Here is a 14,537-nt window from a genome sequence, read left to right on the forward strand (position 1 = left end):
GTGCCGAGCCTGATCCTGTCGCTGGCGCGCGGAGCCGCCACCTCCCCGTTCAAACGGCCCGGCCGGCCGGACGCCACGCTGCCGGCCGACCGTCCGACCCGCCCGGCGGCAGCCGTCGCCCCCGGACCGCTGGCCGCGTACCGCAGGATCTGCGGCTTCAGCGACTCGGGCGCCCTGCCGGTCACCTACCCCCACGTCCTGGCCTTCCCGCTCGCGATGCGGCTGATGACCCGGCGGCGCTTCCCGCTGCCGGTCACCGGACTCGTCCACACCTGGATCGAGATCACCGCGCACCACATGCCACACCCCACGGACGCACTCGAACTGGCCGTGTACGCCGCTGCGTTGACGCCGCACCGGCGCGGCACGGAGGTCACCGTGGTCACCGAGGCGCGGCTGTCGGGCGAGCTGGTGTGGGAGTCCCGCAGCGGCTATCTGTCCCGTCACGCGACGCACCCGGGTACCCCGGAACCCGCCACGGCCGCACCCGCCGGGGAATCCATGGCGCTGCCCGCCGTCGCCGAGTGGCGGCTGCCGGCCGACCTGGGCCGGCGCTACGGAGCCGCGTCGGGCGACCGCAACCCCATCCACCTGTACCCGCTGACGGCCAGGCTGTTCGGCTTTCCGCGGGCCATCGCGCACGGCATGTGGACCGTGGCCCGCTGCCTCGCCGAGGCCCCGCAGCCGCACCTGATCCACACCGTGCGGGCCGACTTCAAGGCACCCGTCCTGCTGCCCGGCACCGTCACCTACGCGTCCGACGGCACCGGCTTCCAGCTGCGCGGCGGCAACCGCGTCCACCTCACCGGGACGACGGCGCGGACAGCTCCGGAGGCTGCCAGGTACGGCCGTGCATGAGGTTCTCCAGACCGGCCCAGGAGAAGTTCATCAAGGTGGCCGCGGCCTCCTTGGCCGAGACGCCAGGAGTCTCGTTCGCCCAGCCGGCGAGCGACTCCGCGGCACCCACCAACGCCTGTGCGAGACCCGCCACATCACGGTCGGGGAGCGCCGGATCGTGGTGCGCCTCGCGCGCCGCGGCCCCGATCAGACCCGTCACGAACGCAACGACCTCGTCGCGCATCACGCTCACCTCGGTGGCGAACGGTTCCCCGTGCGTACGCGCCTGCCGGTACAACACCGCCCAGCCGTCCGGGTTCTGCGCGGTGTGCGTGAAGAACGCCCGCAGCCCGGACCACAGTTGCCGGTCGGCGGGCAGGCCCGGCTCCGCCCCCGCCCGCACCGCCGCCAGCAGCGCCTGCGCCTCGCGCCGGATGCACGCGGTGAACAGCTCGTCCTTGGAATTCAGGTACAAATACACCAACGGCTTGGACACCCCGGCCAACTCGGCGATCTCGTCCATCGAGGCGGCCCGGTAGCCGCGCTGCCCGAAGGTCCGCACCGCGGCGTCCATCATCTGCTGCTCGCGCACGGCACGCGGCATCCGTTTGCCCTTCACAGCACCCACGTCGACTTCCTCCCGCCCCCGCTGCACTACTCCCCGGCAAGAGTACGGCGCGGGGCCCGGCCCCGTGGTGCGGACCGGGTTCCGCGACGCCGGGGTGGCCGGTGAACGACGCATTCGCAAAACGGCTGTGCCCCGTACCCAGGCGTGAGGGTACGGGGCACAGCCGCGGGAATCGGAAGCCTCCGAAGAACCGGGAGGAGGCCGCGTGACTCCGGGGGATCAGGCGGGGACGGGCACCTTCGCCGGCTCGTTGTCGCGGACCTCGGCGTCGTCGACCAGGGAGCCCGAGGCCGAGTTGTACGCGTCGTGGTCGAGGATCTTCTCGCGGGCCGACACGAGCACCGGGACCAGCGCCTGGCCCGCGACGTTCGTCGCCGTCCGCATCATGTCCAGGATCGGGTCGATGGCCATCAGCAGGCCGACGCCCTCCAGTGGGAGGCCGAGCGTCGACAGGGTGAGGGTCAGCATGACCGTGGCGCCGGTGAGGCCGGCGGTGGCCGCGGAGCCGATCACCGAGACGAACGCGATCAGGATGTAGTCACCGACACCCAGCTGGACGTCGAAGATCTGGGCGATGAAGATCGCGGCCAGCGCCGGGTAGATCGCGGCGCAGCCGTCCATCTTGGTCGTCGCACCGAACGGGACGGCGAAGGAGGCGTACTCCTTCGGGACGCCGAGGCGCTCGGTGACCTGCTGGGTGACCGGCATGGTGCCGACCGAGGAGCGCGAGACGAAGCCCAGCTGGATCGCGGGCCAGGCGCCCTTGAAGAACTGGAGCGGGCTGACCTTGGCGACGGTGGCGAGGAGCAGCGGGTAGACGCCGAACATCACCAGGGCGCAGCCGATGTAGACGTCGGCGGTGAACGTCGCGTACTTGCCGAGCAGGTCCCAGCCGTAGTCGGCGATCGCGTAGCCGATGAGGCCGATGGTGCCGATGGGGGCGAGGCGGATGACCCACCACAGGGCCTTCTGGAGGAGCTCCAGGATCGACTCGCTGAGGGTGAGGATCGGCTTGGCCCTGTCTCCGAGCTGGATCGCGGCGATGCCCGCGACGGCGGCCATGAAGACGATCTGAAGGACGTTCAGCTCGGTGAACGGCGTGATGACGTTGTCCGGGATGATGCCGGTCAGGAAGTCGAGCCAGGAGCCCTTGGTCTCGGAGAGCTTGCCGTCCTTCGGCGTGAGGCCGGTGCCGGTGCCCGGGTTGGTGATCAGGCCGATCGCGAGGCCGATGGCGACCGCGATCAGCGAGGTGATCATGAACCAGAGGACGGTGCGGCCGGCCAGCCGGGCGGCGTTGTTGACCTTGCGCAGGTTGGTGATCGACACCAGGATCGCGAAGAAGACGAGGGGCGCGACGGCCAGCTTCAGCAGCTGGATGAAGATGTGGCCGACCTTGTCGAGCGTGGTGTAGAGCCAGTCGATGTCCTGGCTGCGGGCGAGCCAGCCGAGCAGGACGCCGAGGACGAGACCGGCGACGATCTGCGCCCAGAACGGGACCTTGGGTATGCGGAAACCGGAGCCGGAGGGCTCATCGGTCGTGGTGGACGCGGGGTTCGCGGACACGGAACACTCCAGAAGTGACGCATCGGGGCGCACGGGGACTGCGTGCGGGGGACAGGGGTTGCGGCGCCCGCGTCAGGAGCGACGCCGCTGCATGATGCCGTTCAGACCTTGCGGCAACAGACCGCGGACATACAGCGGCAGAGATCGACGTGCAGGCGCGCCACGAGCGGGTTGCTCGCGGCAGCTCGAAGGCGCACAGCTGTCGTCATGTCGAACACGTTAACACTTGAACTTTGAGAACCTCAAAGGTCTTCTTTGGGGCAGGATCCCGGGCGAACGGCCCCCAACCGGCCCGGAGAACGCGAAAACCCCAGTACAGGAGCGATGGCTCCGGCGCTGGGGTTTCGAAAAGAAGGGGGCGGGTGTGAGGGAGCTTACATTTCCCTTACCCCGGCACTCACTGGGTGACGCTGTCCTCGCGGGTCCGGTTCTCCTCAAGGCGTGCCTTGGTCCGGTCGACCGTGGAGATGATCTGCTCGGACATCTCGTCGCGTTGCTTGCGCAGCAGCACGTAGCTGAGCGGCGCGGAGAGCACGAGGGCGAGCAGGATGACCCAGATGATGTTCGAGCCCCCCGCCCCGGAGGGCAGCAGCCCGAAGTTGACGGCCACGGCGGCGAGCGCGAAGCAGCCGACGAAGATACTGAGACGCATCGCGGTGTACCGGATCATTGCGCTCGGCTTTGCAGCGGACACAGCTCGCCTTCTCTCTACGTGACAGTCCTGCCCGTCCAGTGAAGCATGCCCCATAATCGATCAGTTCGGAGGGCTCCGTGAAAGGCTCCGGACTCCTCACCGCCGGGGCCCCGGCCGGCCCTTCTCAGCCGAGCGGCAGCAGCATGATGATGTCGTCGCGGTCGTCCCCGTCGGCCACCCGGATCGCCCCCGGCACCCGCCCGACCTCCTTGTAGCCGCAGGAGGCGTAGAACCGGTCGGCGCCCGTACCGCCCCGGCAGGTGAGCCGGATGGCCTCGACGCCCCCGATGGTGCGCGCGGCGTCGGCGGTGGCGGCCATCAGGGCGCGCCCGTATCCGCGGCCCTGGTGACGGGGGTGGACCATCACCGTGTAGAGCCAGACCCAGTGCGCCATCAGCCGGTGCGTGTTGCGGGTGAGGAAGGCCGTGGCCGCGACGGCGCCCTCCTCGTCGAAGCCGACGAGCAGCCGGGCGCGGTCCTCGGCCATGGCGATGAGGTGCTTGACCAGATCGGGCCGGACGTCCTCGACCGTGACGGGCGGTACGAAGCCCACCGCGCCGCCCGCGTTGGAGACATCGGCCCAGAGCGCGGCGATGCCGTCCCGCAGGGGCCGGTCGAAGGTGGGGTCCAGCTCGAAAGTAAGTGCCATAGAGGCAGATTAACCATTACGAGCTCCGCCCTCAAACCCCGTCCGAAACGCGAGAAAGCTCCGGCCGGGGACGGCGGGCCGGAGCTTTCGTACAGCGCTGCGCGCGCTCGGAGCGCGCGCCGGGTCAGACCCGCATGGGCTGCGGCGACTCGCGCCGATCCGCGTCAGGGCCCGGGTACTCGCGGAGGATCTCGTACCGGGTGTTGCGCTCGACGGGCCGGAAGCCCGCGTCGCGGATCAGGTCGAGCAGATCCTCACGGCCCAGCTTGTTGGGCGTGCCGTAGTTGTCCGCGTCGTGCGTGATCTTGTACTCGACGACCGAGCCGTCCATGTCGTCCGCGCCGTGCTGGAGCGCGAGCTGAGCGGTCTGCACGCCGTGCATCACCCAGAAGACCTTGACGTGCGGGACGTTGTCGAAGAGCAGCCGGGAGACCGCGAAGGTCTTGAGCGCCTCCGCGCCGGTCGCCATCGTCGTCCGCGCCTGGAGCTTGTTGCGGATCTTGCCGTCCTTCATGTCCACGAAGTCGTGCTGGTAGCGCAGCGGGATGAAGACCTGGAAGCCGCCGGTCTCGTCCTGGAGCTCACGCAGCCGCAGCACGTGGTCGACGCGGTGACGGGGCTCCTCGATGTGCCCGTACAGCATCGTCGCCGGGGTCTTGAGACCCTTCTCGTGCGCGAGCCGGTGGATCCGCGACCAGTCCTCCCAGTGGGTGGCGTGGTCGACGATGTGCTGACGGACCTCCCAGTCGAAGATCTCCGCGCCGCCGCCGGTCAGCGACTCCAGACCGGCCTCGATCAGCTCGTCGAGGATCTCGGAGGCGGAGAGCCCGGAGATGGTCTCGAAGTGGTGGATCTCGGTGGCGGTGAACGCCTTGAGGGAGACCTCGGGCAGCGCTTCCTTCAGCGCGCTCAGCGAACGCGGGTAGTAGCGCCACGGCAGGGTGGGGTGCAGCCCGTTGACGATGTGCAGCTCGGTGAGGTTCTCGCCCTGCATCGCCTTCGCGAGGCGGACGGCCTCCTCGATGCGCATCGTGTACGCGTCCTTCTCGCCCGGCTTGCGCTGGAACGAGCAGTACGCGCACGACGCGGTGCACACGTTGGTCATGTTGAGGTGGCGGTTGACGTTGAAGTGGACGACGTCACCGTTCTTGCGCGTACGCACCTCATGGGCCAGACCGCCGAGCCACGCCAGGTCGTCGGACTCGTAGAGCGCGATCCCGTCCTCGCGGGTCAGCCGCTCGCCGGCCCGGACCTTCTGCTCCAGCTCGCGCTTGAGTCCCGCGTCCACTAGGGCGCCTCCCATTTCTCTACGTAACAGACTTCGCTCACCGTACTCCCCCGCCCGGAGCGGCCCGGGGACCCCCTCGGCCCTCCCCGTCGGCCCGCCCCGTCAGCCCTCCTCGGGCAGTTCACCGACCCGGTTCTCCCACTTGGTGGACAGCACGACGGTGGTACGGGTCCGCGAGACGCCCCTGGTGCCGCTGAGCCGGCGGATGGTCTTCTCCAGGCCGTCCACGTCACCGACGCGCACCTTGAGCATGTAGGAGTCGGCGCCCGCGATGAACCAGGCGTCCTCGATCTCGGCGAGGTCCTTCAGCCGGTGCGCGACGTCCTCGTGGTCCGCGGCGTCGGAGAGCGAGATGCCGATCAGGGCCGTGACCCCGAGCCCGAGCGAGGCCGCGTCGACGGTGGCGCGGTAGCCGGTGATCACACCGGCGGTCTCCAGCCGGTTGATGCGGTCGGTGACGCTTGGCCCGGAGAGCCCCACGAGCCGGCCCAGCTCGGCGTACGAGGCCCTGCCGTTCTCCCTGAGGGCCTGGATGAGCTGCCTGTCCACCGCGTCCATGTGACTGGAACCTTCCATTATTCAGCAGTATCGCAAGTCTACGTGTAGAATCTAAGGCATGCAGGCTTCACGGCCTGCAAATCTTCCCGAACATCCAAAAAATGCTTTCGAATCTTCAGGAGTGAAAACACCGTGTACACGATCGAGATGGCCTACGCCCGGATGCGCGAGCTACAGGACCTGGCCAACCGCTCGCGTGCCCATCAGCCCGCCGCCGCCCACCGGATCGACCGGGCCCGCACCCCGCGCGCACCCAAGAAGCGCTGACCCCACCCGGATCAGCCACGGGAGCCGCCACCGAGCTCTCCCTCCCAGCGGCGGTACAGCCGATGCGGCACCCCTGCCGCGTCCAGCACCCGCCCCGCGACGAAATCCACCAGATCCTGGATATGCGTCGCACCCGCGTAGAACGCCGGAGAGGCGGGCAGCACGACCGCGCCCGCCTCGTCCAGGGTCACCAGATGCTTCAGCGTCTGCCCGTTGAGCGGGGTCTCGCGCACCGCGACGACCAGCTTCCGCCGCTCCTTGAGCGTCACGCTCGCGGCCCGCTGCAACAGATCCTTCGAGAGCCCGAGCGCCACCCCGGCCACACACGCCGTCGAGGCCGGGACGATCAGCATCCCCTTCACCGGGTACGACCCCGAGGACGGCCCGGCGGCCAGATCACCGGCCGCCCAGTGCCGTACACCGGACACATCCGCCTCGAAGGTGTGCGGCTTCCCGTCCGCGCCCCGCGCCAGCCAGCCGCGCAGGTCCTCCTGCCAGTGCGCGTCGCGGAAGGCGATCCCGGTCTCGTCCAGCAGGGTCAGCCGCGACGCCCGGCTCACCACCAGGTCCACGCTCTCCCCCGCGGCGAGCAGACCCCGCAGCACCGCAGCGGCGAATGGTGTGCCCGAAGCGCCCGAAACCCCGACAATCCAAGGCTGTCGCTGCTGCTGACTCACTGAAATCCCGGAATCCACAGAACCGAGCCTATCCGGCACCCGCCACCCGGAACCCAGCCAGGGGCTCCGTACGTTCCGACGGATGAGGGGGGTGTGTTCCATGAACGCCATGCGCACGACGACCGGAGCCCGTGCCCTCATGGCGGGCGCGGCCATGCTGGGCTGGGTCGGGCTGCTCTGGGTGCTGGAGGGCATCGACCTCGCGACGGGCCACAGCCTGGACAGCCACGGGATCAGCCCGCGCGAGCCGGGCGAGCTGCTCGACATCGTGCCCGCCGCCTTTCTGCACAGCGGCTGGGCGCACGTCGCGTCGAACAGCGTCCCACTGCTGGTACTGGGCTTCATCGCCGCGCTGGGCGGCCTTCGCCGCTTCGCCGGCGTGGTGCTCACCGTGATCGTGATCGGCGGCCTCGGCGTCTGGCTCACCGCCCCGGCGAACACGGTCACGCTCGGCGCTTCGGGCGTGGTCTTCGGCCTCTTCGGCTATCTGCTGGTCCGCGGCTTCGTGGACCGCCGCCCGCTGGACGTGGTCGTCGGCGTGGTCGTCGCCGCGGTGTACGGCTCGCTGCTCCAGGGCGTCCTGCCGACCGACCCGGGCGTCAGCTGGCAGGGCCACCTCTTCGGCCTGATCGGCGGAGCGGTGGCCGCGTTCACCCTGCGCCGCGGCGCCCGGCCGCTCAGACCGTCAGGCCCCGCACCAGCAGGTCCAGCAGCGCACACGCGAACAGGGCGATTCCGATGAACCCGTTCACCGAGAAGAACGCCCGGTTCAGCCGCGACAGATCGTGCGGCCGCACCACCCGGTGCTCGTACACGAAGGCCACGGCGACGACCACCATGCCGATCCAGTAGAAGAGCCCCGCCCCGGTGGCCAGTCCGAACCAGGCCAGCAGGCCCGTCGTCACCACGTGGCAGACCCGCGCGCCCCAGAGCGCGGCCGGCACGCCGAACCGGGCCGGGACCGAGAACACCCCGTGGGCCCGGTCCGCCTGCACGTCCTGGCAGGCGAAGATCAGGTCGAAACCGCCGATCCAGATGCCGACGGCGAGACCCAGGATCACCGCGTCCCACGACCAGCTCCCGGTCACCGCCAGCCAGGCACCGACCGGCCCCATGGCCTGGGCGATCCCCAGGATCGCGTGCGGGTAGTGCGTGAACCGCTTCCCGTACGGATAGACGACCATCGGGATCACCGCGAGCGGCGCGAGCGCCAGACAGAGCGGGTTGAGCAGCGCCGCCGCACCGAGGAAGACGACGAGGGCGACGAGCGCCCCCGTCCACGCCGAGCGCACCGACACCGCACCCGTCACCAGCTCACGCCCGGCGGTACGGGGGTTACGGGCGTCGATCTCCCGGTCGATGATCCGGTTCGCGGCCATCGCGAAGGTGCGCAGCCCGACCATGGCGACGGTGACGAGCAGCAGGGTGACCCAGTGGATCGACTCGTCGTCCCGGAACATCGCGGTCAGGGCGGCGATGAACGCGAAGGGCAGCGCGAAGACCGAGTGCTCGATCATCACGAGCCGCAGGAACGCCTTGACCTTGCTGCTCGGTTGCGCGGGGCCGGAGCCCAGGGTCGCTTCGGCGGCGCTCACAGTCCGTATTCCTTCCACCGGCGGTCGACCTTCGCCGCCGTGTCCGGGTCGGACTCGACCATGTCCGGCCAGCCCCCGTCCCGGGTGTAGCCCTCCTCGGGCCACTTCCTCGTCGCGTCGATCCCGGCCTTGCCGCCCCAGAACTGCTGGTAGGAGGCATGGTCGAGATGGTCGACGGGCCCTTCGGCGACGGTCAGGTCCCGCGCGTAGTCCGTGTTGCCGAGCGCCCGCCAGGACACCTCGTGCAGATCGTGGACGTCGCAGTCGGAGTCCACCACGACGATCAGCTTGGTCAGCGACATCATGTGCGCGCCCCAGATGGCGCTCATCACCTTCTGGGCGTGCTTCGGGTACTTCTTGTCGATCGAGACGATCGCACAGTTGTGGAAACCGCCGGACTCGGGCAGGTGGTAGTCCACGATGTCCGGCACGATGATCTTGAGCAGCGGCAGGAAGAACCGCTCGGTGGCCCGCCCCAGCGGCCCGTCCTCGGTCGGCGGCCGGCCTACCACGATCGACTGGAGCAGCGGACGCCTGCGCATCGTCACGCAGTCGATCGTCAGCGCGGGGAACGGTTCCTGCGGCGTGTAGAAGCCGGTGTGGTCGCCGAACGGCCCCTCGGGCAGCGTCTGGCCGGGCTCCAGCCAGCCCTCGATGACGACCTCGGCGTTGGCCGGGACTTGGAGCGGGACGGTCTTGCAGTCGACCATCTCGATGCGCTTGCCCTGGATGAACCCGGCGAACAGGTACTCGTCGATGTCTCCGGGCAGCGGCGCGGTGGAGGCGTACGTCACCGCGGGCGGCGCCCCGAAGGCGATGGCGACCGGCAGCCGCTCGCCGCGCCTGGCGGCGACCTGGTAGTGGTTGCGGCTGTCCTTGTGGATCTGCCAGTGCATCCCGATGGTGCGCCGGTCGTGGCGCTGGAGCCGGTAGAGCCCCAGGTTCCGTACGCCGGTCTCGGGGTGCTTGGTGTGCGTGAGCCCCAGGTTGAAGAACGAGCCGCCGTCCTTGGGCCAGGTGAACAGCGCGGGCAGCAGGTCCAGGTCCACGTCGTCGCCGGTGAGGACGACCTCCTGCACGGGCGCGTTCTCCGCCTTCACCTTCTTCGGCGGTACGTGGACCATCGTCCCGAGCTTGCCGAAGGCCTCCCGGACCCCGACGAAGCCGTGCGGCAGCTCCGGCTTGAGCAGCCCGCCGATCTTGTCGCTGATCTCGGAGTAGGACTTCAGCCCGAGCGCCTTGAGCAGCCGTTTGTCGGTGCCGAACACGTTCATGGCCAGGGGCATCGAGGAGCCCTTGACGTTCTCGAAGAGCAGCGCGGGCCCGCCGGCCTTGTTCACCCGGTCGACGATCTCACCGACCTCCAGGTAGGGGTCGACCTCGGCCTTGATGCGCTTGAGCTCGCCCTCGCGCTCCAGAGCCCGGAGGAGGGATCGAAGATCGTCGTAAGCCATGGGACAAGTTTGTCATCCTCCCTGGCGTCAGCCGTCAGGGCTCCCCCCACACCGGGCCTCCCCCGGCCCCGGCTCGCACCAGGGCCGCCCCCGCACGGGAGGGTCACTCCCGCGCGGAGGCGGCCGCGTGTGTCCGCTCAGGCGGCCCGCCGTCAGCAGACGCCGAGGTCCTCCCAGACGCCCCACTCGCCGGTGGTGCCGGGCTGCTCGCCCTGCACCCACCACTTGGCGCGCCAGGTGTGGTCGTTCCAGGAGGCGGTGTCGCCGCCGTTGTAGACCCTCCCGGCGTCCCAGGCCGACGCCACGCAGTCGCCCGGCTCCCCGCCGTCGTCCCCGCCGTCGTCCCCGCCTCCGCCGCCGCCGATCTGCACGTCTATGCAGGCGTAGAACGCGTTGGCCGTGTCGGAGATGTTCCAGACGGCGAGCACCTTCTGCCGGCCGGTGATGCCGCCGAAGTCCACCTGGTGGGTCACCGTGGCGCCGGGCTGGGCGCCGCCGTCGTTGAACTGCGCCACCTTCGTACCCCCGACGAAGTACTGCCAGCTGCTCGTGGCGTGCCGGGCGGTCAGGCGCCAGGAGAAGGCGGCCGAGCTGCCCACCGGGGTGGCCTTCCAGTTCTTGGAGTCGTCATTGAGCTCGGCGTAGTCCGCGTTGCCGCCGCTGCAGCTCTGCAGTCCCTTCGGTCCCTCGACGCTCTGCGGCTCGTACTTGATGGGGCCGCAGTCGACCACGCCCTCGGCGCACTGGGCCTGGCGGCTCGGGGGCGAGGAGACGTATCCGTGCGCACTGGCGGTGGTGGCGGGGAGGGCGATCGCGAGGAGGGGGGCGACCCCCATACCGATCACGACGGCCAGTCTTCGCTTAGCGTTCATGCCAACTCCTTGACTGGGAGCTGCCGAGGGGAACGGCAGCGTCGGGAGCGCGCCCGCACCGGTACGGTCTCGTGACACGGTGAAGTGCTGGGCGCGTAGAACATGCGGGCAGGGCCGGTGGCGAGGGGGACGCCGCCCGCAATCCCTTCGCGCGCCGTCGGTTGCGAACTGGGCGACCGGGGCTCACCTTAGGTCTAGACCATACTCACGGCCGGGCCTCCGTCAAGAGAACGAGCCACCCCGAATCGCATGGTGTCCCGCCGAGGCGCCGTTCTGTCATACCCCTTGCCGCTTACGCCAGTTGGCCCGCACCTGACTGCTTTCCCGGGTGCGCCCGTACGGCCTCACCCGCGACGGCCGGACGCGTCGCGGCCGGCGCCGTCACCCGGCCGGACGCGCCATGACGATGCGGGTGATCTCGACCCGCGACTTCGCGCCCAGCTTGCGGTAGGCGCGGGTGAGCGCCGCCTCCACCGTCTTCACGCTGAGCTTCAGCCCGACGGCGATCTCGCGGTTGGTGGCCCCCTGGGCGACGCGCGTGACCACGCTGCGCTCGGTCGAACTGAGGCACTCGGCCCAGAAGTTGCCCTTGAAGAGGTGCATCAGGCTGTCCTCGGCCCGGTCCCGCTCGGCCCGGACGGTGGCGACCCACGCCCTGGCGCCCGCCGCGGTGAAGACGCGCAACGCCTGCGAGAAGGCCGCATGGGCCGCGTCCTCGTCTCCGAGGCGACGGCGGACCCTGCCCAGCGCCACCGCGGTGCGGGCCTCCTCCAGCGCGTAGCCGGCCGCACGCAGGCGCGTCGCGGCCCCCTCGAACCCCGCGGCCGCCTGAGCGAGCCGGCCGCACTCCTCGCTGACGGCCGCCGCCGCCCTGTCCAGGGTGGCGAGGACACCGGCCCGGCCGAGCCGGACGGCCTGCGACCGGGCCCGGTCGATGACCGCTTCCGCCTCGTCCGTCGCTCCGCTGCGGGCCAGGGCCTCCGCGAGATCGGCGTGCCAGCGGCGGGTCGCCGGGTCCCCCTGCCCCTGGGCGCTCTCCATCTCCCCGGTCTGCCGCAGCAGTTGGGCCGCCAGGGCGCTCTGGCCGCTGAACAGCCTGATCCGCCCCTCGGCGTGCAGCGCTCGCGGGAGGAAGAGCCGGTCGTCGTCGTCCTCGCTGTGGCGCCTGGCCGCCTCGGCCGCGGCCAGGGCCTGGCTCAGGCTTCCGCCCGCGGTCTCGGCGAGGGCGACCGCGTACCAGGCGGGCCCCTGGCTCAGCCCGGACTGCTCGGCGATGCGCAGGCTCTGGCGGGCCATGGTCAGTGCCTGCCGGCAGCGGCCGCGTTGGATCTCCAGCTGGGCGAGGCCGATCAGGCACTGGCTCAGACAGTCCGCCGACCCGCGCTGGCGCAGGGTGTACACGAGCGTGCGCAGCTCGGCCCTGGCCTCGTCCAGCTGGTCGTGCACCAGATGGAACCGGTGCTTCAGGTAGATGGGCCCGTTGTGGTGGCTCATCACGTACGGGTCGTGGGGCGGCGCGAGAGCGGAGACGAGCGTCGACTCCGCTTCGGGCAGCCCCAGGAAGAGTTCCAGGGACGCCTGCTGGGTCAGCGCCAGCAGTTCGGTCCGCCGGTCGCCCGCCCGTGCGGCGAGCCCGGCGGCGCGGGCGGCGTGGTCGCGGGCGCGGGCCGCCGATCCGCCCACCATCCAGGCGTGCCAGCTCATGCGGTAGTGGAGCTGGGCCAGCAGCCCGGGGTCCCGCCCCGCGTCGCGTACCGCCTCGGGAAGGACGTCCGCGACCTCGGACATGGCCTGGCCCGACGAGTCGACGACCACGTTCCAGGCCCGCACGCGGTCGGCCGGCCGGTCGGCGTCCTCCAGCACCTCGTAGGCGAGCTGCCGGGCGAAGCCGAAGTCTCCCGCGTCGAGCCCGTCCTCCGCCGCGGTGAGCCGGCGGTGGATGCCGGTGCTGCCCCCGTCGGCCGGCGTGTACTGCGCTGCCAGCCGCCCGAAGCGGGCCGCGGTTCCCGGCGCGCCGCGGCGACGGGCCGCCGACGCGGCCTCGACGAGCCGGGCCGCCACCGCGGAGTCCGGGCCGGCCGTCAGCCGGGCGAGATGGTGCGCGCGCTCGACCGCGTCGTCGGTCGCGTCGGCCAGGGCCCGGTGGGCGTCCACCCGGAGCGCGTACGGGGTCCGCGCCAGCACCACCATCGGCGTCAGGGGGTCCAGGAATCTGATCGTCCCGTCGTCCGGCGCCTGGAGGACGCCCCGGCGTACGCAGGTGTCGACATCGGCCGACGCGTGGCGGCAGCCCGCCCGCCGCAGCAGTTCCACCGTGGGACGGAGCGCGGCGCTCGCGGTGAGCAGCACCTGCTGGGCCCTGACCGGCAGGGCGTCCAGCCGGCCGAGGATCGGCCGGCGCAGGGAGTCGGGGACGGGCAGGGGCTCCGCGGAGTCGGGCAGGGCCGCGCCGGTGCCGGTCCGTTCGTCGAGGGCGGAGCCGAGTTCCAGGATCGTGCGGGGGTTCCCGCCGCCGGCCCGGTGCAGGCGCGCGATGAGCTGCTGCGGCCAGGGCGGCTCACCACGCATGCCGTGCGCGTCGAGCACCTCGGCGGCTTCGCGGACGGTCAGGGGCGGCACCGGCACCACGTGTACGGGCTGCGTGCACATCTCCTGGGCCGCCGCGCTCCCCCTCTCCGGGAGCCGGTCCGCCAGGTGGTCCGGCCCGGCACCGGCGTCGTCGTCCGTGGCGGGCATGCGCAGGGCGGCGAGCACGGCCGGCCCTGGACCGGCGCGCCTGGCGAGGAACATGAGAACCCGTGCTGTCGGCTCGTCGAGCCACTGCACGTCGTCGACGGCCAGCAGCAGCGGGCCGGCTCCGCCCAGCGCGGCGAACACCTTGCGTACGGCGAAGCGCAGGACGAGCGCGTCACGGCCGGTGGTGGGGTCGGCCCCGGGGTGGGGCGTAGCGCGCAGGAGGGCGCCTTCGAGCACGGCCCGTTCCCGGGTGTCCAGGACGGCGAGCGTGTCGTCGCCGACGGTGGCCAGCAGGTCGATGAGGCCGAGGAAGGGGCTGTCCCGGTCGGACGAGGACGGCGAACACCTCAGGACCCGGTGCCCGCGCGCCCCGAACTCCTCCACGAGCTGGGACACCGTGGTGCTCCGGCCGATGCCCGCGGGACCGGTGAGCAGGACGCCGTCCCCGCCCTCCAGGTGGGCGCGGGCCGTTTCGCGCAGGGCGTCCCTCCCGGCGGTGCGGGGGCGGGCGGTGCGGGGACGGGAAGTCCGGGTTCCCGCCGGGAACGGGTCCGGCAGGGTGGACGGCTCGGTCATCGGGGCTCCTCCGCGCGCAGCCTTGTCCCTGCACCGGCGCGGAGCGGGAACCTGCCCATGACGACCCCGCCCTGGTGGCCATAGGTGTCGCCGAATGTAGGACCGTCCGGGACGGAGGTCAACGCTTCCCGCCCGGTCCA

14 protein-coding genes are annotated in these 14,537 nt (G+C 71.1%); 3 read left to right on the forward strand and 11 right to left on the reverse strand.

The features are described 5' to 3' along the window. Positions 1–858: a MaoC family dehydratase gene (locus ACZ6S6_RS14915; RefSeq protein ID WP_469705886.1), complete on the forward strand. Its 858-nt coding sequence runs from the start codon at positions 1–3 to the stop codon at positions 856–858. On the opposite strand, the gene ACZ6S6_RS14920 is transcribed toward ACZ6S6_RS14915, so the two are convergent. The 6 genes from ACZ6S6_RS14920 to ACZ6S6_RS14945 form a co-directional block, all read right to left on the reverse strand. Next, entirely contained in the window at positions 803–1,441 is a 639-nt protein-coding gene (locus ACZ6S6_RS14920) for a TetR/AcrR family transcriptional regulator (protein WP_362963933.1), read from the reverse strand. The two genes, ACZ6S6_RS14915 and ACZ6S6_RS14920, sit on opposite strands and share 56 nt — an antisense overlap. 243 nt (positions 1,442–1,684) lie before the next feature. Continuing rightward, entirely contained in the window at positions 1,685–3,031 is a 1,347-nt protein-coding gene (locus ACZ6S6_RS14925; protein ID WP_469705887.1) for a dicarboxylate/amino acid:cation symporter, read from the reverse strand. A gap of 397 nt (positions 3,032–3,428) precedes the next feature. Further along, entirely contained in the window at positions 3,429–3,683 is a 255-nt protein-coding gene (locus tag ACZ6S6_RS14930; RefSeq protein WP_362963915.1) for a DUF4229 domain-containing protein, read from the reverse strand. Positions 3,684–3,849: 166 nt separating this feature from the next. Then, positions 3,850–4,374 (reverse strand): GNAT family N-acetyltransferase, encoded by a 525-nt coding sequence (locus ACZ6S6_RS14935; protein ID WP_362963917.1) that lies wholly within the window; start codon positions 4,372–4,374, stop codon positions 3,850–3,852. 124 nt (positions 4,375–4,498) lie between these two features. Continuing rightward, positions 4,499–5,662, reverse strand: a complete 1,164-nt coding sequence (mqnE, locus tag ACZ6S6_RS14940; protein ID WP_469705945.1) for an aminofutalosine synthase MqnE — start codon at positions 5,660–5,662, stop codon at positions 4,499–4,501. 102 nt (positions 5,663–5,764) lie between these two features. After that, positions 5,765–6,220 (reverse strand): Lrp/AsnC family transcriptional regulator, encoded by a 456-nt coding sequence (locus ACZ6S6_RS14945; RefSeq protein ID WP_362963937.1) that lies wholly within the window; start codon positions 6,218–6,220, stop codon positions 5,765–5,767. Between the two features lie 132 nt (positions 6,221–6,352). On the opposite strand from ACZ6S6_RS14945, the gene ACZ6S6_RS14950 reads away from it, so the two are divergent. Further along, positions 6,353–6,487, forward strand: coding sequence for a hypothetical protein (locus ACZ6S6_RS14950; protein WP_362963919.1), 135 nt, complete (start codon positions 6,353–6,355; stop codon positions 6,485–6,487). Between the two features lie 11 nt (positions 6,488–6,498). On the opposite strand, the gene ACZ6S6_RS14955 is transcribed toward ACZ6S6_RS14950, so the two are convergent. Continuing rightward, positions 6,499–7,164: a UbiX family flavin prenyltransferase gene (locus ACZ6S6_RS14955; RefSeq protein ID WP_362963921.1), complete on the reverse strand. Its 666-nt coding sequence runs from the start codon at positions 7,162–7,164 to the stop codon at positions 6,499–6,501. Between the two features lie 100 nt (positions 7,165–7,264). Between ACZ6S6_RS14955 and ACZ6S6_RS14960 the strand changes: the two genes are divergently transcribed. Then, positions 7,265–7,906, forward strand: a complete 642-nt coding sequence (locus tag ACZ6S6_RS14960; protein ID WP_469705888.1) for a rhomboid family intramembrane serine protease — start codon at positions 7,265–7,267, stop codon at positions 7,904–7,906. Here the strand turns inward: ACZ6S6_RS14960 and mqnP are convergent. From mqnP to ACZ6S6_RS14980, 4 genes are all read right to left on the reverse strand, one after another. Then, positions 7,842–8,759, reverse strand: coding sequence for a menaquinone biosynthesis prenyltransferase MqnP (gene mqnP, locus ACZ6S6_RS14965; RefSeq protein ID WP_362963925.1), 918 nt, complete (start codon positions 8,757–8,759; stop codon positions 7,842–7,844). The two genes, ACZ6S6_RS14960 and mqnP, sit on opposite strands and share 65 nt — an antisense overlap. Next, on the reverse strand, positions 8,756–10,213 hold the full coding sequence (locus ACZ6S6_RS14970) for a menaquinone biosynthesis decarboxylase (RefSeq protein WP_469705889.1): 1,458 nt from the start codon (positions 10,211–10,213) through the stop codon (positions 8,756–8,758). Before ACZ6S6_RS14970 ends, mqnP begins: the two co-directional genes overlap by 4 nt. Before the next feature lie 152 nt (positions 10,214–10,365). Next, complete coding sequence (locus ACZ6S6_RS14975; protein WP_469705890.1) at positions 10,366–11,085, reverse strand: lytic polysaccharide monooxygenase; 720 nt, start codon at positions 11,083–11,085, stop codon at positions 10,366–10,368. A 381-nt stretch (positions 11,086–11,466) separates the two neighbouring features. Then, on the reverse strand, positions 11,467–14,397 hold the full coding sequence (locus tag ACZ6S6_RS14980; protein ID WP_469705891.1) for a helix-turn-helix transcriptional regulator: 2,931 nt from the start codon (positions 14,395–14,397) through the stop codon (positions 11,467–11,469). Between the last annotated feature and the right edge of the window lie 140 nt (positions 14,398–14,537).

This window comes from Streptomyces sp. NPDC048671 (assembly GCF_055587045.1).

Excerpts from the sequence above, each read along its gene's own strand:
- ACZ6S6_RS14920 (WP_362963933.1), bottom strand. The coding sequence starts at position 1,441 with ATGCCGCGTGCCGTGCGCGAGCAGCAGATGATGGACGCCGCGGTGCGG.
- ACZ6S6_RS14960 (WP_469705888.1), top strand. The coding sequence starts at position 7,265 with ATGAACGCCATGCGCACGACGACCGGAGCCCGTGCCCTCATGGCGGGC.
- ACZ6S6_RS14945 (WP_362963937.1), bottom strand. The coding sequence starts at position 6,220 with ATGGACGCGGTGGACAGGCAGCTCATCCAGGCCCTCAGGGAGAACGGC.
- ACZ6S6_RS14930 (WP_362963915.1), bottom strand. The coding sequence starts at position 3,683 with ATGCGTCTCAGTATCTTCGTCGGCTGCTTCGCGCTCGCCGCCGTGGCC.
- ACZ6S6_RS14975 (WP_469705890.1), bottom strand. The coding sequence starts at position 11,085 with ATGAACGCTAAGCGAAGACTGGCCGTCGTGATCGGTATGGGGGTCGCC.
- ACZ6S6_RS14980 (WP_469705891.1), bottom strand. The coding sequence starts at position 14,397 with ATGACCGAGCCGTCCACCCTGCCGGACCCGTTCCCGGCGGGAACCCGG.
- ACZ6S6_RS14935 (WP_362963917.1), bottom strand. The coding sequence starts at position 4,374 with ATGGCACTTACTTTCGAGCTGGACCCCACCTTCGACCGGCCCCTGCGG.
- ACZ6S6_RS14970 (WP_469705889.1), bottom strand. The coding sequence starts at position 10,213 with ATGGCTTACGACGATCTTCGATCCCTCCTCCGGGCTCTGGAGCGCGAG.